The organism is Enterobacter sp. UPMP2060 (genome assembly GCF_053709655.1).
Map to the genome: position 1 here is coordinate 242,013 of NZ_JBSKJQ010000005.1, position 21,952 is coordinate 263,964.

A 21,952-nucleotide genomic window follows, 5' to 3' on the forward strand; every position below is an offset into this window, starting at 1 on the left:
AACAACACCTCCACAACAGCGGGGGGCACCGGAGCCCCCCAGCGAAGTCTTACTTAACCATCTCTTTTTCGATCAGCTGGATCAGGATGTGGATCACTTTGATGTGAATTTCCTGAATACGGTCAGCATAACCGAAGTGCGGAACGCGAATTTCGACATCCGCCGTACCGTCCATCTTACCGCCATCTTTACCGGTCAGGGTGATGACCTTCATCCCTTTTTCACGCGCGGCGGCGATCGCTTTGATCACGTTGCCGGAGTTACCAGAGGTAGAGATCCCCAGCAGCACGTCGCCTTCACGGCCTACCGCTTCAACGTAGCGGGAGAAGATGTGGTCGTAACCGAAGTCGTTGCCTACGCAGGAGATGTGGCTCACGTCTGAAATCGCAATCGCCGGGTAGCCCGGGCGGTTTTCGCGATAGCGTCCGGTCAGCTCTTCTGCGAAGTGCATAGCGTCGCAGTGGGAACCGCCGTTACCGCAGGAAAGCACTTTGCCACCGGCTTTGAAGCTGTCGGCCAGCAGGACCGCTGCGCGCTGAATAGCGTGAATATTGGCATCATCTTTCAGAAAGTTCGCCAGCGTTTCCGCCGCTTCGTTCAGTTCGTTACGAATAAGATCCTGGTACATGAGGATAATCCTTCAGTATTGATGAAATAACACAGTGGAGTGTACCGGATAGCGGGAAAAGCGAGAAGCTAAAGCCATGCGAATCGTCCGGCGTTTTGATTTTTTGTGCCGGCTAAAACGCGAACAATGTGAACCAGGTTGTAATTATTTTGTAAACACATTGCTAAAGGAAATAACATCAACTACAACCATATCACCACAAGTGGTCAGACCTCCTACAAGCAAGGGAGCTTTTCTTTATGATGATTTTGAGCATTCTCGCAACCGTTGTTCTGCTCGGTGTGTTGTTCTATCACCGCGTAAGTTTATTCCTGAGCAGCCTGATTCTTCTGGCCTGGACGGCTGCGCTTGGCGTCGCAGGTCTCTGGAATATCTGGCTTTTAGTCCCTCTTGCCATCATCCTTTTGCCGTTTAACCTGGCCCCGATGCGTAAATCAATGATCTCTGCGCCGGTGTTCAAGGGCTTTCGCAAAGTGATGCCGCCCATGTCGCGTACTGAAAAAGAAGCGATTGACGCGGGCACCACCTGGTGGGAAGGCGATCTGTTCCAGGGCAACCCGGACTGGAAAAAGCTGCATAACTATCCGCAGCCGCGTCTGACCGCTGAAGAGCAGGCCTTTATTGACGGCCCGGTGGAAGAAGCGTGCCGCATGGCAAACGACTTTGCCATCACCCATGAAATGGCCGATCTGCCGCCGGAGCTGTGGGCGTATCTGAAAGAACATCGCTTCTTCGCGATGATCATCAAGAAAGAGTACGGCGGTCTGGAGTTCTCCGCTTACGCTCAGGCTCGCGTCCTGCAAAAGCTGGCGGGCGTCTCCGGGATCCTGGCGATTACCGTTGGCGTGCCTAACTCCTTAGGCCCGGGCGAACTGCTGCAGCATTACGGTACGGAAGAGCAGAAAGATCACTACCTGCCGCGTCTGGCACGCGGTCAGGAAATCCCTTGCTTCGCGCTGACCAGCCCGGAAGCGGGTTCCGATGCAGGCGCGATACCGGATACCGGCGTGGTCTGCATGGGTGAGTGGCAGGGCGAGCAGGTGCTGGGCATGCGCCTGACCTGGAACAAGCGTTATATCACCCTGGCGCCAATCGCCACCGTGCTGGGTCTGGCCTTTAAGCTCTCTGACCCGGAAAAACTGCTGGGCGGCGAAGAAGATCTGGGCATTACCTGTGCGCTGATCCCAACCTCTACCCCAGGCGTTGAAATTGGTCGCCGTCACTTCCCGCTGAACGTGCCGTTCCAGAACGGTCCGACCCGCGGTCAGGACATCTTTGTGCCGATTGACTACATCATCGGCGGTCCGAAAATGGCCGGTCAGGGCTGGCGTATGCTGGTGGAATGTCTGTCTGTGGGCCGCGGCATTACCCTGCCGTCGAACTCAACCGGCGGTCTGAAGTCGGTCGCGATGGGGATTGGCGCTTACGCCCACATCCGCCGTCAGTTCAAAATCTCCATCGGCAAGATGGAAGGTATCGAAGAGCCGTTGGCGCGTATCGCGGGCAACGCCTACGTGATGGATGCCGCGGCTTCTCTGATTACCTACGGCATTATGCTGGGCGAAAAACCGGCCGTGCTGTCCGCGATTGTGAAGTACCACTGTACCCACCGCGCGCAGCAGTCGATCATTGACGCGATGGATATCGCGGGCGGTAAAGGCATTATGCTCGGCGAAGGCAACTTCCTGGCGCGCGGCTATCAGGGCGCACCGATTGCCATCACCGTGGAAGGGGCAAACATCCTGACCCGCAGCATGATGATCTTCGGTCAGGGCGCAATTCGCTGCCATCCGTACGTGCTGGAAGAGATGGCTGCCGCGCAGAACAACGACGTGGATGCCTTCGATAAGCTGCTGTTCAAACATATCGGTCACGTGGGCAGCAACAAGGTGCGCAGCTTCTGGCTGGGCCTGACGCGCGGTCTTACCAGCGCGACGCCGACCGGCGATGCGACCAAACGTTACTACCAGCATCTGAACCGTCTGAGCGCCAACCTGGCTCTGCTGTCTGACGTCTCCATGGCGGTGCTGGGCGGTAGCCTGAAGCGTCGCGAGCGTATCTCTGCCCGTCTGGGGGATGTACTGAGCCAGATCTTCCTGGCCTCTGCGGTCCTGAAGCGCTACGACGACGAAGGCCGTCAGGAAGCGGATCTGCCGCTGGTGCACTGGGGCGTTCAGGATGCGATGTATCAGGCTGAACAGGCGATTGACGACCTGCTGGCGAACTTCCCGAACCGCTTCGTGGCGGGAGCCCTGCGCGCGGTGATCTTCCCGACCGGACGTCACCACCTTGCGCCGTCCGACAAGCTGGACCACAAGGTAGCGAAGATCCTGCAGGTACCGAGCGCAACCCGCTCCCGTATCGGTCGTGGTCAGTATCTGACGCCGACGCCGCATAACCCGGTGGGACTGCTGGAAGAGGCGCTGCTGGACGTGATGGCTGCCGATCCGATTCACCAGAAGATCTGTAAACAGCTGGGCAAAAACCTGCCGTTTACCCGTCTGGACGAACTGGCAAAACAGGCGCTGGCCGGCGGCATTATCAATAAAGATGAAGCCGCTCTGCTGGTGAAAGCCGAAGAGAGCCGTCTGCGCAGCATTAACGTGGATGATTTCGAACCGGACGAGCTGGCGACGCAGCCGGTAAAGCTGCCGGAGAAGCACCGCAAACCTGAAGCGGCGTAACGCGTTTCGCTTATACAAACCCCGCCTCGCGCGGGGTTTTTTATTGCCACATTTTCTCGTAATGACGTGCTACAGTGTCAAAAAGCGGTCTTTTGAGGAGTCTGTATCGTGCCTGGTTTGAAGATTTCTATTTTGCAGCAACCTTTAGTGTGGATGGATGGCCCCGCCAACCTGCGCCACTTTGATCGTCAATTGGAAGAGATTACCGGGCGTGATGTGATTGTCCTGCCGGAGATGTTCACCACCGGCTTCGCCATGGAAGCGGCACAACAATCAATGCCGCAGGATGAGGTGGTGGCCTGGATGCATGCCAAAGCGCAGCAGACCAACGCGCTGATCGCCGGGAGCGCCGCCCTGCAAACGGATCGCGGGCCGGTGAACCGCTTCCTGCTGGTGGAGCCGGAAGGGAAAGTGCATTTTTACGATAAACGCCACCTGTTCCGCATGGCGGATGAGCATCATCACTATGAAGCGGGTCACGAGCGCGTGGTGTTCGAGTGGCGCGGCTGGCGTATTTTGCCGCTGGTCTGCTACGACCTGCGCTTCCCGGTGTGGTCGCGCAACCGCAACGATTACGACCTGGCGCTGTATGTTGCCAACTGGCCTGCACCGCGCTCCCTCCACTGGCAGTCGCTGCTGGTAGCGCGCGCGATTGAGAACCAGGCGTACGTGGTGGGCTGTAACCGCGTGGGAACCGACGGCAACGGGCATCACTACCGCGGCGACAGCCGGGTGGTGAATCCGCAGGGCGAGATCATTGCCACCGCCGAGCCGCATCAGGCGACGCGCATTGATGCCGAGCTGTCGTTGACGGCACTGCAGGAGTATCGCGAGAAGTTTCCGGCCTGGCAGGATGCGGATCCGTTTAGCATTGGCTGAAATTTTCCCCTCACCCCGCCCCTCTCCCAACGGGAGAGGGAGGATAAAACATTAACTCACCAGCGCCTGCCCGTCTTTGCGGCTTTCCGTCGCGGCCACGTAGTGTCCTTCCGGCAGACGGTAAATCACCTGCGCCCCGCCGAAGTTGTAATCCTGAAGCGGATCTTCCACCACGATCTGATGACCCCGCTCGCGCAGCGCGGCGATGGTATTGCGATCGAAGGTCGATTCAACGATCACCTCCCTGCCCTGCACCACGCGCCAGCGCGGGGCATCGATTGCCGCCTGTGGGTTTTGCCCGTGCAGCATAATGCGCAGCGCCATCTGCATGTGCCCCTGCGCCTGCATCGGGCCACCCATCACGCCGAAAGACATCAGCGGCTGGCCGCTGCCGTCCATCGCAAAGCCCGGAATGATGGTGTGGAACGGTCGCTTGCTGCCCGCCAGCGCGTTCGGGTGATTGGGATCCAGCACAAACCCGCAGCCCCGGTTTTGCAGGCTGATCCCCGTATCCGGCACCACGATGCCTGAACCAAAGCCCATGTAGTTGGACTGAATAAACGAAACCATCATCCCGCTGGCGTCGGCGGTGCTGATGTAGACCGTGCCGCTCTGCGTCGGGGAACCGTAAACGAAATCAGAGGCGTGCTCGTGATTGATAAGCGCCGCGCGCGACTTCAGATAATGGTCGCTCAGCAACTCTTGCGCCGCGAACGCCATATGGTCTTCATCCGCCACGTAGCGGTCGAGATCCGCCAGCGCCAGCTTCATCGCCTCAATGGACAGGTGCAGGGACTGCACGGAATCCGGGTGATGCTTCTCAATGCCGCACTGCTCCAGAATGCCGAGCGCAATCAGCGTGGCGATCCCCTGGCCGTTTGGCGGCAATTCCTGCACCGAACCGCCCGCAAAGTCGCGCGACAGCAACTCTACCCAGTCCACGCGGTGGTTTGCCAGATCTTCAGCCGTCAGGTGCGCGCCGTGTTCTTTGGCAAAAGCGGCAATTTTCTGCGCCAGCTCGCCGCGGTAAAAGGCTTCACCGTTGGTGCGGGCAATCAGCTCCAGCGAGTTCGCCTGCGCCGGGTTACGGAAGATTTCCCCCACGCGCGGGGCGCGGCCTTCCGGCGCGAAGCAGGCGCTGAAGCCCGGCTGATCTTTCAGCTTGCTATAGCCGCGCTGCCAGAGATGGCCGATCAGCGGGGAGACCGGGAAACCGTTGCGCGCGTAGTCAATGGCAGGCTGCGCCAGCGTGGTCAGCGGCAGCGTGCCGAAGCGTTCCGCCAGCGCGACCCAGCCGGATACTGCACCCGGCACGGTCACCGCGTCCCAGCCAATTTCCGGCACCGCGGTTTTTCCAGCAAACAGATCCGCATGCCAGCTCGCAGGCGAACGACCGGACGCGTTCAGGCCGTGCAGCTTTTCACCGTCCCAGACGATGGCAAAGGCGTCGCTGCCGATCCCGTTGCCGGTCGGCTCAACCACCGTCAGCGCCATCGCGGTGGCAATGGCCGCATCCACGGCGTTGCCGCCCAGCTGCAGCATTTTCATTCCCGCCTGCGCCGCCAGCGGTTGCGACGTGGCGACGGCGTTACGGCCCATCATTGGCGGGCGGCGTGAAGCGTAACCGGATGTAAAATCAAGCGCTTTGGTCATCATGACTCCTTAGTCGTGGCGCGGATCGAGCGCATCGCGCAGCCCGTCACCGAGTAAATTAAAGCCCTGCACGGCAAGGAAAATCGCCACGCCGGGGAAAACGGACATCCACGGCGCCTGCTCCAGAAACCCTTTCGCGGTATTGAGCATAGAGCCCCAGGACGGATTGGGCGGCTGCTGCCCCAGCCCCAAAAACGACAGGCTGGCTTCGGCGATAATTGCCGAGGCGATGGCCAGCGTGGCCTGCACCAGGATTGGCGACATCACGTTTGGCAGGACGTATTTGATGATGATCCAGCGGTCCGGCAGGCCAATCGCCCGCGCGCCGTCGATGTACTCTTCGTTGCGAATGGCGATCACCTGCCCGCGCGTCAGGCGGGCGAAGATCGGCATCGCCGAAAGACCGATGGCGATCATGGCGTTCGTCAGGCTCGGGCCCAAAAACGCCCCCAGCGCGATCGCCATGATCAGGAACGGACAGGCCAGCAGCGCCTCGATAAACCGCGAGATCACGCCGTCCCACATCTTCTGGAAGTAACCCGCCACCAGCCCCAGCGGCACGCCGATGACCACCGCGATAACGACCGACATACAGCCTGCCATCAGCGAGGTGCGCGCCCCCCAGATAATGCGGGATAAAATGTCGCGCCCCAGCTCGTCGGTGCCGAACCAGTACATCGCCGACGGCGCTTTGCGCACCGCCAGGAAGTTGGCTTTGACCGGGTCGAACGGGGCAATCCACGGCGCCAGCAGCGCCACCAGCACAAAGAATCCCACCACCACCGCGCCAATCACCGCGCTTTTGTTGGCAAGGAATTTCTTCAGCACCCGGTTTTGCGCGCGCGGCAGCGCGGGCGTAACGGTTTGCGTCGTCAGTTCCGCCATGGTTAACCTCGCATTTTCGGGTTGATAAGGACGTAGAGCACGTCGGCCAGCAGGTTGAGCATCAGGAAGCCGATCGCCACGATCAGCACTACGCCCTGCACCACCGCGTAGTCACGGTTAAATACCGAGTCGACGATCATCTTGCCGAAGCCCGGAATGGTGAAGACCTGCTCGGTCAGCACCGCGCCGCCCAGCAGCTCGCCGAACAGCAGCGTGGTGAGGGTGATGACCGGTACCAGCGCGTTGCGAAAAGCATGCTTCAGGATCACCGCCTTTGGCAGCAGCCCCTTAGCGCGCGCGGTGCGGATGTAATCCGCCTTCAGGACCGCAATCATCGAGGCGCGGGTATGGCGCATCAGCGTCGCCGCAAGGCCCGTTCCGAGCACGGACGCAGGCAGCAGCAGCGTGCGCAGGTTCTGGAGCGGCTCTTCACTGAACGGCACGTAGCCGGACGCGGGCAGCCACTGCAGGTTCACCGAAAAGACCAGAATCAGCAGGATCCCCAGCCAGAAGTGCGGGATCGAGATCCCCGAGATCGCCACGAAATTCGCCCCGTGATCGACCCAGCTATTTTTGTTCACCGCCGCGAGGATCCCCATGCTGATGCCAAACACCAGCGCGATAATCATCGCCAGCAGAGACAGCTCCAGCGTGACCGGCAGCTTGCTGGCGATCAGCTGCGTCACCGGTTCGTGCGTGCGTAAGGAGACGCCCAGATCGCCCTGCAGCGCGCGCGTCAGCCAGTGGAAATACTGCACGGGGATTGGCGCATCGAGGTTCAGTTCCGCACGCAGCTGGGCGATGACCGCCGGGTCGCGCTCCTCCCCGGCCATGGCGATCAGCGGGTCGCCGGGCAGCAGCTTTTGCAGCCCGAACACCATCATGCTCACCAGTAGCAGGGTTGGTATAGCCAGCAGCAGACGTTTGCAAATCAGTTCCAGCATGGGTTCTCCTCGGGACCTTTATTTCGCCAGCGTCAAACCCGCCAGACGCACGATGCCGTCCGGGTACGGCTTAAAGCCCTGCACGCTTTTGTTCAGACCGAAAATGCGCGGCTCGAAGTAGAGGTAGGCAATCGGCATGTCGGTTTGCAGCTGCTTCACCACCTTGTCGTACAGCGGCTGGCGTGCGGCCTGGTCGGTGCTCTGGCGCGCCTGGGTCAGCCACTCATCGACCTGCGCGTTGCTGTAGCGGCCGTCGTTGAGCGTGCCTTTGCTGTTGATAAAGCCGTAGATGCTGCCGTCCGGATCCGGGCGTCCCGACCAGCCGGAGAAGCTCAGCTGATAGTCGCCGCTCTGCTGGCGGTCGAGCAGCGTGGCGAATTCGGTCATCTGCAGGTTCAGGTTAAATCCGGCCTCGGCGACCATCGCCTGCAATACCTGGCCCACCTGCTGCGAGGTTGGGTTGTTCGGCACCAGCAGGTTGACGGTCAGCGGCGCGGTGACGCCTGCCGCCTTCAGCAGCGCTTTGGCTTTGTCGACGTCACGCGGCGGAACCGGCAGGTTAACGTGATACGGGCTGACCGGGGAAAACGCCTGGTTTGCCGGGGTGTAAAGCCCTTCGAAGACCACCTGGTTTAACGCATCGCGGTCGATGGCCTGAGAAAACGCCTCGCGCACGCGGGCGTCCTTGAACGGATCGTTGGCCGGCACCTTGCCGTTGTTGATGTTGAAGATAATGCCCTGATAGCCGAGACCGGTTACCTTCGCCAGCGCCAGCTTGCTGTCGGCTTCGACCGTTTTAACGTCGCTGGCGGCGATGCCTTCGGTCAGGTCAAGATCGCCCGCGCGCAGGTTCGCGAGGCGCACGGAGGCGTCCGGGATCGGCAGATAGATAATTTTGTCGAAGTGGTAGGCGTCTTTGTTCCAGTAGTTGTCGAAGCGGGTCAGCACGATGCGGTCCTGGGACACGCGGCTGTCAAACTTGTACGGGCCGGAACAGACCGGATGGGCGGCAAAGTCAGGCTTTTTCGCCGCCTCGGGGGCCATCATCGCGCCCGCACGGTCGGTGAGCTGCATCAGCAGCGCGGCATCGGGGGTCTTCAGGTGCAGCGCAATCTGCATCGGGCCGGTGACCTCGACCGATTCAACGGAGGAGATCTCGCTCTTACGCAGGGATCCTTTCAGGCTCAGGGCGCGGTCGAGGTTGTATTTTGCCGCGGCGGCATCGAATTTCTCACCGTCGTGGAAGGTGACGCCTTCGCGCAGATTGAGCGTCAGGGTTTTACCGTCATCACTCCACGCCCAGTCTTTAGCCAGGCCGGGGACGACCTTCAGATTTTCATCCACGTCCACCAGCCTGTCGCACAGGGAGGCAAAGACGAAGCGGCCATAGTAGGTGCGCGCCAGATGCGGGTCGAGCATGTCCGGGTCAGCGCCCAGGCCGATTCGCAGCACGCTTTCAGAATGGGCGGGCAGCGCCGCGCCAAGCAACATAACACTTCCCAGTACGGTCAAAAGAGAATTACGCATTGTCATTATCATGAGTTCCTTGAAGGAAGGGACGAGTGAGTGGCCGCGTGTTCAAACAGCGCGCGGCGGCGCAGAAAGGCGGCGGATGGCGGTGCGATCTGAATAACGCTGCGATCGCGGTTGATCTCCTGCCAGCGGTGGCAGGCAACCTGACGTCCGCCGTCGAGCACCTGATTGATCGGCTCAACCTGGCGGCATTCATCGGTGACGTACGGGCAGCGGGTGTGGAAACGGCAGCCGGACGGCGGGCTGGCCGGGTTGGGCAGATCCCCCTGCAGCAGCGGCGCACCTCGCTCAACGCCCGGCTGCATCTGCGGTGCCGAGGCAATCAGCGCCTGGGTGTAGGGGTGCAGCGGCGCGTCAAAAATCTCGTCGACGGTGGCAAGCTCGACGATTTGCCCGAGATACATGACCGCCACGCGGTCGCTCATATGGCGGATCACCGCCAGACCGTGGGCGACAATCACCATCGTCAGCCCCAGCTGGTGCTTTAGGCTCTCCAGCAGATTAACCACCTGCGCCTGGACGGACACATCCAGCGCGGATACCGGCTCATCGCCCAGCAGCAGCTTCGGCCCGGAAGCCAGCGCACGCGCAATGCCGATACGCTGGCGCTGCCCGCCGGAAAACTCGTGCGGATAGCGCCCGGCCCAGGCGGCAGGCAGGCCCACGGTTTTAAGCAGCTCGGCAACGCGGTACTGGCGATCCGCTTTTTTCATGTTCTGATGCAGCCACAGCGGCTCCCCGACGATTTGCTCCACCGTCATGCGCGGGTTGAGCGAGGCGAAGGGATCCTGAAAGATGATTTGCAGCTCGCGCCGGAGCTGGTTCAGGCGGGCACCGGAGGCGTCGGTGATCTCCTCCCCCTGATAAAACACGCGCCCTTCGCTGGCGGCCAGCAGGCGCAGCAGCAGACGACCGAGCGTAGATTTCCCGGAGCCGGACTCGCCGACGATCGCCAGCGTTTCGCCCGGCATCACGGCAAGCGAAACGCGATCGACCGCCGTGACAAACCGTGCCGGAGTAAAGAGCTTTTTGGGGCCGGGGAAAAGCTTGCTGAGGTCACGGGCTTCAAGAATGGGCGTGGTCATGCGATTTCTCCCAGGGCAATGTGCTGTTCGAGCGGTACGCGGAAGCAGGCGACCTGATGGCCCGCGCCGAGCGCGGTGAGCGGCGGTTTTTCAGCATGGCAGCGCGACTGCGCAAACGGGCAGCGGGTGGCAAAACGGCAGCCTTTCGGCATGGATTCCGGGAGCGGGACCGCGCCGGGAATGGTGGAGAGCTGGCCCTTGCGTGCGCCCAGCGAGGGGATCGACCCCATCAGGCCGATGGTGTACGGGTGCTGCGGGTCGGCGAATATTGCCTCCACGCTCCCCTGCTCCACCACCTGCCCGGCATACATCACCGCGACCTGCTGGGCGACTTCTGCCACCACGCCTAAATCGTGGGTGATCATCAGCACCGCCGTGCCGGTTTCCTCTTTTAAGGCGTTGAGCAAGGCGAGGATTTGCGCCTGGATGGTGACGTCGAGCGCTGTGGTCGGCTCGTCGGCAATCAGCAGTTTGGGGTGGTTAATCAACGCCATCGCAATCATCACGCGCTGGCGCATGCCGCCGGAAAGCTGGTGGGGATATGCTTTCAGGCGCATCTCTGCCGCCGGGATCTGCACCTTCTCGAGGATCTGCAGCGCGACCTTCATCGCCTCTGCGCGCGAGACGTTCTGGTGTCGCATAACCGCCTCGCTCAGCTGATCCCCCAGCGTGAACGCCGGATTGAGCGAGGTCATCGGCTCCTGAAAAATCATCGCCAGCTCGCTGCCGCGCAGATCGGCATACTCCCGCGGTGAGAGCTTTCGCAGATTGTGGCGGCGAAACTGCATCTCACCGCTGACAATCTGCGCGCTGGCGGGCAGTAATCCCATCAGCGCCAGGGAGGTGATACTTTTCCCGCAACCTGACTCCCCCACCAGCGCCAGCGTTTCGCCCGCCCTGACGGTCAGCGAGATACCATCAAGCACGCTAACCGGCGAGCCAGCAAACGTAACGTTGAGGTTTTGCACCCGCAATACGGGTGTGGCGTCCTTAAAGGGTATTGTCGTCATGGCGTGAAGTCGTCCTCAAGGTGGATCGCCTGAATCAGGGCGGTTTGCAGGCTGAGCAAGTGTTCGCGCATGGCGGCCGCGGCTTCATTAGGCTGGCGATGGATAATCGCAGACATGATCTTATGGTGGTGGTCGTTATAGCTGTCGACACGTTCGGGGGTGCGTGCCAGCTCGCGCAGATGCTGCCAGCCCGGTTCGCGCCGAACGGCATCAATGGCATCAAACAGGCCGAGCATCAGACGGTTGCCCGCCGCCTCGGCAATCGCCCGGTGAAAGGCGCTGTCCCAGAGTTCGTTGAGATCGCGGTCGTCCGGACTGACCTTGTCGATGCGTTCCAGCATGCGCTGCATGAGCGCGAGGTTTTCCCTGGTGGCACGCAGTGCCGCAAGCCGGGCTAAGCCGGGTTCGAGCTGCAGACGAGCTTCCATCACTTCCAGAAGGTTGGTTTGCTGAACCAATCCCTGAAGGGCCAGCGGTTCAACAGGTGCCGCCGGGCCAATAAAGGTCCCTTTGCCCTGCTTACGCCAGATGCGCCCCTCTTCTTCCAGCACGTCCAGCGCACGACGTACTTCACGTCGTCCTACGCCGAGAGTGTCCGACAGCTCACGTTCCGTGGGCAGCGGTATGCCTGGTGTTGACTCATGCTGGTTGATAAGCCCGCGCAACTGCTCAAGCGCGGTGCTGGAATTGGCCAGAAACCGTGACGGTTTTTCCATATTGGTTCGCTCGCTTTCATCATGACTTTATTTTTATTAACGATAAGTTATTGATATGGAATGAAGCTTATCGTGCTAATGATTAAGCAATAACCAAACCAATACGAAATTGGTTCGGTATATTTTTGGAAAGCAGGAGATAACCAGATGATTCTGCGTGAATTATTTTTACAGAAAGAAACATTCTGAATGAGGTGCGAAGAGAGGAGTGATGGAGGAATGCACAATTACAGTGCAAATAACGCACTATATCCGTGCAATTGTTAATAAATTGCACTATGAATATTAACTTTTTGTTAACGATAAGAGAGAGAATGAGATTACTGAAGGCTGAAACGACGAAAGCCTGAATCATTTCTGATTCAGGCTTTCTGAATAGTGGCGGAACGGACGGGACTCGAACCCGCGACCCCCTGCGTGACAGGCAGGTATTCTAACCGACTGAACTACCGCTCCACTGTTCCCGTTTGGGGAACGAGGCGCATATTACGGTGCGCCTCCGATCTCGTCAACGCTTTTTCTCACGTTTTGAATCGTTTGCTGCAAAAATCGCCCAAACGATGATTTTACAGGCATTAAGGCGTTTTTTCAGGCGCGCCACAAACAGCTGCCGCCCTTCTTCTGGACCAGATCAAGTCGGGATTCGTGGTTAAGAAGCTCTTCGTCACTGGCTAAAATAACCCGCAACCGACTGGCCTGACGGACAACACGCTGAATGCCCGCTTCGCCTTGCGTCTGCTGGGATTCATTTTCCATACTGAACTTCATTGACGTCTGCCCGCCGGTCATCGTCAGATAGACATCGGCCAGGATCTGGGCATCGAGCAACGCCCCGTGGAGCGTTCGCTTGGTATTGTCTATCTCGTAGCGCGAGCAGAGTGCATCCAGGCTGTTACGCTTGCCGGGGAACATCTTCCTTGCCAGCGCCAGGCTGTCCGTCACCTTACAGAAGGTGTTCGTCTTCGGAATATCACGATTAAGCTTGCTGAATTCATAATCCATAAAGCCGATATCGAACGATGCGTTATGGATGACAAGCTCGGCACCCTTGATGTATTCCAGGAACTCGTCAGCGACATCCGCAAAAGTCGGCTTATCCAGCAAGAACTCATCGGCAATACCGTGAACGCCGAACGCTTCCGGATCCACCAGCCGATCGGGTTTGAGGTAGACGTGGAAGTTGTTCCCTGTAAGACGACGGTTCACCACTTCAACGGCGCCGATCTCGATGATCTTATGCCCTTCGTAGTGCGCGCCAATCTGGTTCATACCGGTGGTTTCGGTATCGAGGACAATCTGGCGAGTAATTGCAGTGCTCATAGCGGTCATTTATGTCAGACTTATCGTTTAACTGAACGTTTCGAATACAGGAAGTCTACCAGAGATGCGTAAACAGGTAGAAATTTTCACCGATGGATCTTGTCTCGGTAACCCAGGACCCGGCGGCTACGGCGCGATTATGCGCTATCGCCAGCACGAAAAAACCTTTAGCGAAGGCTATTTTCTGACCACCAACAACCGGATGGAGTTGATGGCGGCCATCGTGGCGCTGGAGGCGTTAAAAGAACATTGTGACGTGGTGCTAAGCACCGACAGTCAGTACGTGCGTCAGGGGATCACCCAGTGGATCCATAACTGGAAAAAACGCGGCTGGAAAACCGCCGATAAGAAGCCGGTCAAGAACGTCGATCTCTGGAAACGTCTTGATGCTGCGCTGGGCCAGCACCAGATTAAGTGGGAGTGGGTTAAAGGCCACGCAGGCCACCCGGAAAACGAACGCTGCGACGAACTGGCGCGTGCTGCGGCATCCAATCCCGCACATGAAGATGCGGGCTATCAGCCCGACGTCTAATCGGTTTTTTTGTACTGCCGCGTGGCGCCCACGGTCTGGCGGATGGGCGTTTTCGACTTGCTCTGCTTCATGGGGTTAAGCGTAAGGGGAATGGTTCGCTTACGCGCAACGATAAACTGCAAACAGCCCAACGCGGGGAGATGGGTGCTCAGTACCACGCCCCCCTGCCGCGCCCAGGGCAGCACCTGAAAACCACCGTAGCAGAGCACTTCAAAATTCAGCAGTGAAAGCCAGTCGAGCTGACGCATCATGGTGAACATCCGGCTGTTGTAAGGTGGAGTCCGGCGTAGCACCGGTACCAGCTTACGCAGGCCCATCAGGCTTAGCGGATTGAATCCGCTAAGTACCAGCCAGCCGTCATCAATCAGCACGCGATCGGCTTCGCGAAGCAGACGATGCGGATCGCTGCACCAGGGTAGCGTATGTGCGAGCAAACACGCATCGACGGATTTTTCCGCAAACGGCAGATGCAACGGGTCTGCTTTCACCTGAACCGGCGATCCGCCGAGAGAGACGTTAACCTGATGCGAGATAGCGCAGCTTTCGGTATTGATTTCCGCGCTGAGATTGCCAATCTTAAGCAGGTGAAAGCCATACATTTTCGCGAGCCAGGGCTTCAGCTGCTGTTCTAACGCTTCGCGATAGTATTCACCCCAGGGCAATTCCGCCCAACGTTCCGGTGCTGCGACAGTCTGAGGTATCCTTGCCGGTTTCATCAAAACACCCGCCACGCTCTAAGAGGTAATGTATGAATCTTATCAGTATTCCAGCGTTTCAGGACAATTACATCTGGGTTTTGGTTGACGACGATCGCCGCTGCATCATTGTCGATCCCGGAGAATCCGCCCCTGTACTGCACGCCATAAAAGAGAACGGCTGGCAGCCAGAAGCCATTCTGTTGACGCATCATCATAACGATCACACTGACGGCGTGCCTGAACTGCGCGCTCATTTTCCGCATCTTGTGGTTTACGGACCGGCAGAGGCACAAGATAAGGGAATCACGCATGTAGTCGAAGAAGGCGAAAATATCCTCATACGCGAGTGGGAGTTTTCCGTATTTGCCATACCAGGTCACACTTTGGGACATCTGTGTTTCTACAGTAAGCCTTATCTTTTTTGCGGCGATACGCTCTTCTCCGGAGGCTGCGGAAGACTGTTTGAAGGCACGCCAACTCAAATGTATCAGTCTTTACAGAAGATTAACGCGCTACCCGATGAGACGCTCATTTGTTGCGCCCATGAGTATACATTAGGAAATATGAAGTTTGCAGTGAGCCTCTTACCCGAGGATCGAGCGATTCAGGATTATTATCACAAAGTGAAGGAGTTACGTGCAAAAAACCAAAAAACACTCCCCGTAATTCTGAAAAATGAGCGCCAAATTAATTTATTTTTACGCACAGATGATATTGATTTAATTAATAAAATTAACCAAGAAACAAATTTGCAACAACCAGAACAACGATTTGCATGGTTAAGGTCAAAGAAAGATAACTTCAGATAATTGCGGGTTGCCTTTTCAAAATTTCGCCGTTATCATCGCTCGTCTTTTAAGCAACTATTGACACACACATGAAGGCAAAAGCGATATTACTCGCCTCTGTCCTGCTTGTAGGTTGCCAGTCGCAAAACGGCAGCAACGTACAACAGCACGCACAGAGCCTTTCTGCAGCTGGTCAAGGGGAAGCAGGGAAGTTTGCAAGTTCGGCGCGCTGGATGGACGATGGAACATCTTACGCGCAGGATCAAGACTTGTGGACCTCTATTGGCGACGAGCTAAAGATGGGAATTCCGGAAAATCCCCGGATTCGCGAACAGAAACAGAAGTATTTAAGTAATAAGAGCTATCTCCACGATGTAACGTTACGGGCAGAGCCGTATATGTACTGGATAGCCGGGCAAGTTAAGAAACGTAACATGCCTATGGAGCTGGTACTCCTACCCATAGTGGAGAGCGCTTTTGACCCACACGCGACGTCTGGCGCCAATGCCGCAGGCATTTGGCAGATCATTCCGAGCACCGGGCGAAACTATGGTCTGAAACAGACCCGCAACTATGATGCGCGTCGCGATGTTGTCGCTTCAACGACAGCCGCTCTCGACATGATGCAACGTCTGAACAAGATGTTTGACGGCGACTGGCTGTTAACGGTCGCAGCGTATAATAGTGGCGAAGGTCGTGTACTGAAGGCAATGAAAGCGAATAAAGCACGGGGTAAATCCACCGATTTTTGGTCGCTCTCACTGCCACAGGAAACAAAGATTTACGTACCGAAAATGCTGGCATTGAGCGATATTCTCAAGAACAGCAAGCGTTACGGTGTACAACTGCCAACACCAGACGAAAGTCGTGCACTGGCGCGTGTTCGCCTCAGCAATCCAGTTGATATTCAACAGGTTGCTGATATGACGGGTATGTCGGTAAGTAAATTGAAAACCTTTAATGCTGGCGTTAAAGGCTCAACCCTGGGGGCAAGTGGCCCGCAGTATGTAATGGTTCCGCAGAAACATGCCGAGCAGTTACGTGAGTCTTTAGCTTCTGGTGAAATCGCCGCCGTTCAGTCAACGCTGATCGCGGATGCATCATCAGTTAACAGCCGCAGCTATAAGGTTCGTTCAGGTGATACGCTTTCGGGCATCGCGTCACGTCTTGGCGTGAATGCGAAAGATCTGCAGCAGTGGAATAATCTGCGCAGTTCCGGCCTGAAAGTGGGTCAGACTCTGACGGTAGGTGCAGGTAGCAGCGCACAGCGTCTCGCCAGCAACAGCGATAGCATTACCTATCGCGTGCGCAAGGGCGATTCACTGTCCAGTATCGCAAAACGGCACGGCGTGAACATCAAGGATGTGATGCGCTGGAACAATGATACTGACAATCTGAAACCTGGCGACCAGCTGACGCTGTTTGTGAAGAACAGCGCGACGCCAGACTCCTGATAGCACGATCGAAAGATAAAAAGGCACCGATTCCCCTCGGTGCCTTTTTTGTTTATTCCGCTTTTTGCGCTTCAGCCATGATGGTATCGCTGGTAAACGAGCCATCGTCCTGCAGTTCAAAGTACGCCTTTACCTCCGCGGACGCACTCTCCTGATACAGTCTGATCGCCTGGCTCAATGCTTCCGGGGTGCGCATACGCGCGATCCAGGAGCTGAACTCCAGCGGTAAGCGATCGGTAATCAACGCGCGCGCGATCAGCCCCGCTTCAGTGATAAGCGACAACCACTCTCCGCTGGCGTAATTTTGCACGTGCGAGGTATCGCGCAGCGCTTCTACCGTCTGCAGCCAGATATTGCGCACCGGGTGTCCGGGAGACATCACATCCATAATGATGAAGGTGCCGCCCGGCTTCAGAACACGTTTGACCTCGCGCAATGCCTGGCCGACATCGTGCCAGTGGTGCGCGGAATAACGGCTGATCACCACCTCAAACGATGCATCATCGAACGGTAAGGATTCGGCATAGCCCTGGCGCGTATCGATGTTGTTCAGCCCTTTCGCTTTTGCCGCCCCGGCAACGACGTCCAGCATCTGGCTGGATAAGTCATACGCGGTAACGTGCGCGACCCGCTGCGCAGCCGTAAAGCTGGCATGCCCTGCCCCGCAGCCTAAATCCAGCACGTGCGCCTGCGGGAACGCCGCCAGACGTTCACCGAGACGCACCAGATCGCGGCCAGAAGCATGCACGGCACTGCTCAGATAGGCACTTGCCTGAGAACCAAACTGTTTTTCTACGTTGTCATGATGGGAGCGTGTTGTTGTCATCGTACTGTCCTTTGTGAGTGAAAAATAAAGGGCAGCACCCGCACAGGCCTGCCCCACGGCAGACCTGACACACCATTATTTATCAGGTTTGCCGGGACTGAATTCGACTAGTAGAGGGTTATGATCCGAGGCGCGCGTCACCAGAACCGAGGCGTCGTGCACGCTCAAACCACGATAGAAGACAAAATCGAGAGGACGACCAAAGGCTTTTTTGCGCTGGTCATCGCTAAAACGAACTTCACGCAGCGACATTTCGCGCGCAAAGCGATACAGCGCATTCATGCGCGGACGGCTCCAGGCATTGAAATCGCCGGCCATAATGATGGGCCCGCTGTGATGGGCAATCTGATCGCCGATCGGAAGTAACTGCTTACTGTAAACATCCACGCCCAGGCTGAAGTTTACCGCGTGGATATTCACGACCATCAGCATTCGGGTATCCGGCAGCGGATAGACCGTCACCAGCGCCGATTTTGCCAGACGCAGGATAGGTTCACGTTCGCGCAGTGGACAGCAATAGACCGGATGTGCTGCTGAAAGCGTCATCACACCTGAGGGGTGTTGTGGCAGGACAAACGCAGGCACCTGGTCGGCGGCAAGATAGTTCGTGGTGGCAAAGCGTACCAGTTCAGGGGTGGTTTGTGCCTCCTGGAGCAGAACCAGGTGGGCATCTTTTCCAAAATTCTTGAGTACCGATAACCATTCGGCACGCTGCTGCTTAAAGATATTCCACACCAGTACACGGATTTTCTCATCGCTGCTTAACGGTGTGCCGGCGGGTAATGCCTGGCTTATGCTCGCAAATGACCCCGGAGGCAAGATCCTCTCCGCGGGCATTCCGGCAACATAACGCATGGCATAGGTATTTTTTCGCACTTTTGGAAACAGCCTCTGTAACATGAACCAGCCCGGAAAACGGACTGGTTCTAATGTTATAGGGACTTTAGGTCATACTTTCAACGCAATTTCTGAGAAACCGCTTTCCAGTTTTGTAAGCAAGCACTTACTGATGTTACCCCAGCGCGACCCGGGCTGGCTTATCGAGACGTCCACTCAGGCCAATCAGCAGGAAGGCGACCAGGACAATCACCGCGCCAATCCACGGGGTCTGGGCTAATCCAACATGCGCTACGGTTTGCCCGCCAATGATGGAGCCCAGCGCAATGCCGATATTAAATGCGGCAATGTTCAGACCGGACGCCACATCCACGGCATTTGGCGTATAGAGCTCGGCTTTCTGGACAACGTAAACCTGAAGCCCGGGGACATTACCAAAGGCAAAGATCCCCATGACCAGCACAGTGACCAGCGCGGCGTAGTGTACCGAAGCAGTGAACTGGAAAATCATCAGCAGAACCACCAGGGCGGCGAAGATGAATTTCAGCGCCGGTACCGCACCATGCTTATCTGCAAGCTTGCCGCCCCAGATATTGCCAATGGCAACGGAAATACCGTATCCCAGCAAAATCCAGCTCACGGCATTGGGTGAAAAGCCTGCCAGGTCCTGCATCATCGGCGCCAGGAAGGTGAAAGCCGTGAATACGCCGCCATAGCCCAATGCAGTTACCGCGTAGATAATCAGCAAACGCGGATGCGTGAGCACCTTCAGCTGATCGCGCAGGCTGGCGCTCGCCCGGCCTGGGATATTCGACGGTACCAGCAGCAGGCTGGTCACCAGGGCGATGGCACCCAGTAAGGAGACGGCAAGGAACGTTTCACGCCAGCCGAAGTGTTGTCCGATAAACGTTCCCAGCGGTACGCCCGTAACGAGTGCGACGGTCAGTCCACCAAACATGATCGCAATCGCTGAAGCCGCTTTCTCTTTGGGCACCAGGCTGGTTGCAATGGTGGAACCAATCGAGAAGAACACGCCGTGTGCAAGGCCGGTTAACAGACGCGCAATCACCAGCGTGGTGTAGTCCGGCGCCTGCCAGGCCAGAATGTTGCCAGCGGTGAACAACACCATCAGCGCGACTAACAGCTGCTTACGCGGAAAACGTCCGGTCAGGGCCGTCAGCACTGGCGCACCGACGGCGACGCCAAGGGCGTAGATAGATACCAGCAACCCCGCAGAGGGCAACGAGATCGCAAGCTGGTTAGCAATAGTGGGAACCAGGCCCACGATAACAAATTCGGTCGTGCCAATTGCGAAGGCACTGATCGTCAGGGCAAGTAGCGCCAGTGGCATAAAATACTCCGTATCATCAGGATTAAGATGACAGGCAGTATGCGCCAGTGCTTAAATAACAAAAATGGTCAAAATCTCAATAGAATTTTGCAGGTGGTGCAACAATGAAAGCAACATCGGAAGAGCTGACAATCTTTGTCGCCGTCGTTGAAGGCGGCAGCTTTAGCCGCGCGGCCGAACAGCTGGGTCAGGCTAACTCAGCCATCAGCCGTTCGGTAAAAAAACTGGAGATGAAGCTTGGAGTGAGTCTGCTCAACCGAACGACGCGGCAGCTGAGCCTGACGGAAGAGGGAGAGCGTTACTTCCGCCGCGTGCAGTCGGTACTGCAGGAGATGGCCGCAGCGGAGACGGAGATTATGGAGACCCGCAGCACGCCGCGTGGGTTGCTGCGCATTGATGCGGCCACGCCGGTTGTGCTCCATTTTCTGATGCCGCTGATCAAACCTTTCCGCGAACGCTATCCGGAGATGACGCTATCGCTGGTCTCCTCAGAGACGTTTATCAACCTCATCGAGCGGAAAGTGGATGTTGCTATCCGGGCGGGAACCCTGACAGATTCAAGCTTGCGTGCCCGCCCTCTGTTTGCCAGCTACCGCAAAATTATCGCATCGCCAGAGTATATTGCCGAACATGGGAAACCGGAGACGGTTGAAGATTTGAAGCAGCATCTGTGCCTTGGCTTTACGGAGCCGGTGTCGCTGAACACCTGGCCTGTCGCCTGTCATGATGGTCAACTTCATGAAATTACCTGCGGATTATCCTCAAACAGCGGGGAAACGCTGAAGCAGCTGTGTCTCGAAGGAAATGGTATCGCCTGCTTGTCAGACTATATGATTGACAAGGAGATAGCCCGGGGTGAACTGGTGGAATTGATGGCCGATAAACGCCTGCCGGTCGAAATGCCTTTTAGCGCAGTGTATTACAGTGACAGAGCGGTGAGTACGCGCATTCGTGCCTTTATTGACTTCCTGAGTGAACATATAAAAACAGCTCCCGGAGGAGCTGTATGAGGGTTCAGGTTACAGAGGGCGGGTCAAACTTAATCCCAGTCAGGAGCTAAACCTTCCGGGCTTACCAGGCGATCGTTGCACTCCAGCGCTGCGATCGCTTTTTTATCGTCTGCATCCAGATGAAGATCCGTTGCTAACAGGTTGCTGGCCAGGTTTTCACGCTTAGTTGATGATGGGATCACGGCATAACCCTCACCCATTGCCCATGCCAGAATCACCTGCGCAGCAGTCGCGTTATGTTTCTCTGCGATACGCGTAATTACCTCATCTTTCAGCGCTTTACCGTAGGCCAGCGTCATGTAGGAGGTGATGTGGATCCCGTGCTGTTTTGCCCAGTCCACGACTTTGCTGTTTTGCAGGTATGGCGACAGCTCAATCTGGTTAGTCGCAATATTTTCTGCGCCAACAGCAGCAATGGCTTTTTCCATCAGTGGAATGGTGAAGTTGGAGATCCCAATTTCACGGGTTAAGCCCTGCTTTTTCGCTTCCAGCAGCGCCTGCATGTATTCTTCTACTGAGACGGCATCATTCGGTGATGGCCAGTGGATAAGGGTCAGATCTACGTAGTCAGTACGCAGTTTTTTCAGACTCTCTTTCAGGCTAGGGATCAGCTTATCTTTGCTGAGATTCTCAATCCAGATTTTAGTGGTGATAAACAGTTCGTTACGCGGTACACCACTCACTTCGAGAGCTTGTCCAACGGCAGCTTCGTTTTCATAGATCTGTGCCGTATCAACTGCACGATAGCCCAGTTCGAGTGCGGTTTTAACCGATGCGATAACAACGTCGTCTTTCAGGCGGAAAGTGCCCAGACCAAATGCAGGGAGAGTCATACTATTCCTCAATCATTATATTCGTAAACTGAGGAAGATTATCGCTGGCGTTGTTATAGAGAAAAAGAGCGCAAAACGCAGAGGATTTTTGCTAATTTCGCAATAATTAAACGACAGATAATAAAAAAGCCCTGAGCGTTAGCTCAGGGCTTCTAATAAGTGGCGGAACGGACGGGACTCGAACCCGCGACCCCCTGCGTGACAGGCAGGTATTCTAACCGACTGAACTACCGCTCCACCGAAGACTGCTGTAACCACCGGATTTATGCACCGGCTTACTACTTAA

General features: G+C 57.0%; 20 protein-coding genes and 2 tRNA genes. 6 read left to right on the top strand and 16 right to left on the bottom strand.

Annotation, left to right across the window (positions count from 1 at the left end; genetic code table 11):
- Window positions 1-49: 49 nt before the first annotated feature.
- The gene (gene lpcA, locus ACWKXN_RS13480; protein WP_010427884.1) at window positions 50-628 is read right to left on the bottom strand and encodes a D-sedoheptulose 7-phosphate isomerase; all 579 of its coding nucleotides are present in this window, start codon (window positions 626-628) and stop codon (window positions 50-52) included.
- A gap of 239 nt (window positions 629-867) precedes the next feature.
- On the opposite strand from lpcA, the gene fadE reads away from it, so the two are divergent.
- Together fadE and ACWKXN_RS13490 are read left to right on the top strand one after the other, a co-directional pair.
- Window positions 868-3,312 carry an acyl-CoA dehydrogenase FadE gene (gene fadE / locus ACWKXN_RS13485; protein ID WP_029739697.1) on the top strand — a complete coding sequence of 815 codons (2,445 nt, stop codon included), beginning with the start codon at window positions 868-870 and terminating at the stop codon, window positions 3,310-3,312.
- A gap of 108 nt (window positions 3,313-3,420) precedes the next feature.
- Complete coding sequence (locus tag ACWKXN_RS13490) at window positions 3,421-4,191, top strand: amidohydrolase (RefSeq protein ID WP_039263863.1); 771 nt, start codon at window positions 3,421-3,423, stop codon at window positions 4,189-4,191.
- A gap of 51 nt (window positions 4,192-4,242) precedes the next feature.
- Here the strand turns inward: ACWKXN_RS13490 and ACWKXN_RS13495 are convergent, their stop codons facing one another.
- The 9 genes from ACWKXN_RS13495 to dnaQ all read right to left on the bottom strand — a co-directional run bounded on the left by ACWKXN_RS13495 (window position 4,243) and on the right by dnaQ (window position 13,337).
- Window positions 4,243-5,844 (bottom strand): gamma-glutamyltransferase family protein, encoded by a 1,602-nt coding sequence (locus ACWKXN_RS13495; protein WP_058842160.1) that lies wholly within the window; start codon window positions 5,842-5,844, stop codon window positions 4,243-4,245.
- A 9-nt stretch (window positions 5,845-5,853) separates the two neighbouring features.
- Window positions 5,854-6,729, bottom strand: a complete 876-nt coding sequence (locus ACWKXN_RS13500) for an ABC transporter permease (RefSeq protein WP_029739694.1) — start codon at window positions 6,727-6,729, stop codon at window positions 5,854-5,856.
- Between the two features lie 2 nt (window positions 6,730-6,731).
- On the bottom strand, window positions 6,732-7,673 hold the full coding sequence (locus ACWKXN_RS13505) for an ABC transporter permease (RefSeq protein ID WP_069303693.1): 942 nt from the start codon (window positions 7,671-7,673) through the stop codon (window positions 6,732-6,734).
- Window positions 7,674-7,691: 18 nt separating this feature from the next.
- Entirely contained in the window at window positions 7,692-9,206 is a 1,515-nt protein-coding gene (locus ACWKXN_RS13510; protein WP_454543905.1) for an ABC transporter substrate-binding protein, read from the bottom strand.
- A 2-nt stretch (window positions 9,207-9,208) separates the two neighbouring features.
- Window positions 9,209-10,291 carry an ABC transporter ATP-binding protein gene (locus tag ACWKXN_RS13515; RefSeq protein ID WP_454543906.1) on the bottom strand — a complete coding sequence of 361 codons (1,083 nt, stop codon included), beginning with the start codon at window positions 10,289-10,291 and terminating at the stop codon, window positions 9,209-9,211.
- Window positions 10,288-11,301: an ABC transporter ATP-binding protein gene (locus ACWKXN_RS13520; protein WP_048979298.1), complete on the bottom strand. Its 1,014-nt coding sequence runs from the start codon at window positions 11,299-11,301 to the stop codon at window positions 10,288-10,290. The genes ACWKXN_RS13515 and ACWKXN_RS13520 overlap by 4 nt, the downstream gene beginning before the upstream one ends.
- Window positions 11,298-12,017 carry a FadR/GntR family transcriptional regulator gene (locus ACWKXN_RS13525; protein ID WP_023334601.1) on the bottom strand — a complete coding sequence of 240 codons (720 nt, stop codon included), beginning with the start codon at window positions 12,015-12,017 and terminating at the stop codon, window positions 11,298-11,300. The genes ACWKXN_RS13520 and ACWKXN_RS13525 overlap by 4 nt, the downstream gene beginning before the upstream one ends.
- A gap of 379 nt (window positions 12,018-12,396) precedes the next feature.
- Window positions 12,397-12,473: transfer RNA gene (locus tag ACWKXN_RS13530), tRNA-Asp, on the bottom strand.
- A 132-nt stretch (window positions 12,474-12,605) separates the two neighbouring features.
- The gene (dnaQ, locus tag ACWKXN_RS13535; protein ID WP_055703371.1) at window positions 12,606-13,337 is read right to left on the bottom strand and encodes a DNA polymerase III subunit epsilon; all 732 of its coding nucleotides are present in this window, start codon (window positions 13,335-13,337) and stop codon (window positions 12,606-12,608) included.
- Window positions 13,338-13,401: 64 nt separating this feature from the next.
- Between dnaQ and rnhA the strand changes: the two genes are divergently transcribed.
- Complete coding sequence (gene rnhA / locus ACWKXN_RS13540) at window positions 13,402-13,869, top strand: ribonuclease HI (protein ID WP_023334599.1); 468 nt, start codon at window positions 13,402-13,404, stop codon at window positions 13,867-13,869.
- On the opposite strand, the gene ACWKXN_RS13545 is transcribed toward rnhA, so the two are convergent.
- Window positions 13,866-14,585, bottom strand: a complete 720-nt coding sequence (locus ACWKXN_RS13545) for a class I SAM-dependent methyltransferase (RefSeq protein ID WP_023310484.1) — start codon at window positions 14,583-14,585, stop codon at window positions 13,866-13,868. The genes rnhA and ACWKXN_RS13545 overlap by 4 nt on opposite strands.
- 32 nt (window positions 14,586-14,617) lie before the next feature.
- Here ACWKXN_RS13545 and gloB point away from each other — a divergent pair, with 32 nt between their 5' ends.
- Window positions 14,618-15,376, top strand: a complete 759-nt coding sequence (gene gloB, locus ACWKXN_RS13550; protein ID WP_454543907.1) for a hydroxyacylglutathione hydrolase — start codon at window positions 14,618-14,620, stop codon at window positions 15,374-15,376.
- A 68-nt stretch (window positions 15,377-15,444) separates the two neighbouring features.
- The gene (gene mltD / locus ACWKXN_RS13555; protein ID WP_032661729.1) at window positions 15,445-16,809 is read left to right on the top strand and encodes a murein transglycosylase D; all 1,365 of its coding nucleotides are present in this window, start codon (window positions 15,445-15,447) and stop codon (window positions 16,807-16,809) included.
- A gap of 52 nt (window positions 16,810-16,861) precedes the next feature.
- Here mltD and ACWKXN_RS13560 read toward each other — a convergent pair whose 3' ends face one another.
- The 3 genes from ACWKXN_RS13560 to ACWKXN_RS13570 all read right to left on the bottom strand — a co-directional run bounded on the left by ACWKXN_RS13560 (window position 16,862) and on the right by ACWKXN_RS13570 (window position 19,823).
- Window positions 16,862-17,635 (bottom strand): class I SAM-dependent methyltransferase, encoded by a 774-nt coding sequence (locus ACWKXN_RS13560; RefSeq protein ID WP_048980843.1) that lies wholly within the window; start codon window positions 17,633-17,635, stop codon window positions 16,862-16,864.
- 75 nt (window positions 17,636-17,710) lie between these two features.
- Window positions 17,711-18,511, bottom strand: a complete 801-nt coding sequence (locus tag ACWKXN_RS13565) for an endonuclease/exonuclease/phosphatase family protein (RefSeq protein ID WP_024909448.1) — start codon at window positions 18,509-18,511, stop codon at window positions 17,711-17,713.
- 136 nt (window positions 18,512-18,647) lie between these two features.
- Complete coding sequence (locus tag ACWKXN_RS13570; RefSeq protein ID WP_167818471.1) at window positions 18,648-19,823, bottom strand: MFS transporter; 1,176 nt, start codon at window positions 19,821-19,823, stop codon at window positions 18,648-18,650.
- Between the two features lie 104 nt (window positions 19,824-19,927).
- Between ACWKXN_RS13570 and yafC the strand changes: the two genes are divergently transcribed.
- The gene (gene yafC, locus ACWKXN_RS13575; protein WP_454543908.1) at window positions 19,928-20,833 is read left to right on the top strand and encodes a DNA-binding transcriptional regulator YafC; all 906 of its coding nucleotides are present in this window, start codon (window positions 19,928-19,930) and stop codon (window positions 20,831-20,833) included.
- A gap of 29 nt (window positions 20,834-20,862) precedes the next feature.
- Here the strand turns inward: yafC and dkgB are convergent, their stop codons facing one another.
- Window positions 20,863-21,666 (bottom strand): 2,5-didehydrogluconate reductase DkgB, encoded by an 804-nt coding sequence (dkgB, locus tag ACWKXN_RS13580; RefSeq protein WP_335279877.1) that lies wholly within the window; start codon window positions 21,664-21,666, stop codon window positions 20,863-20,865.
- 160 nt (window positions 21,667-21,826) lie between these two features.
- Window positions 21,827-21,903, bottom strand: a tRNA-Asp gene (locus ACWKXN_RS13585).
- Between the last annotated feature and the right edge of the window lie 49 nt (window positions 21,904-21,952).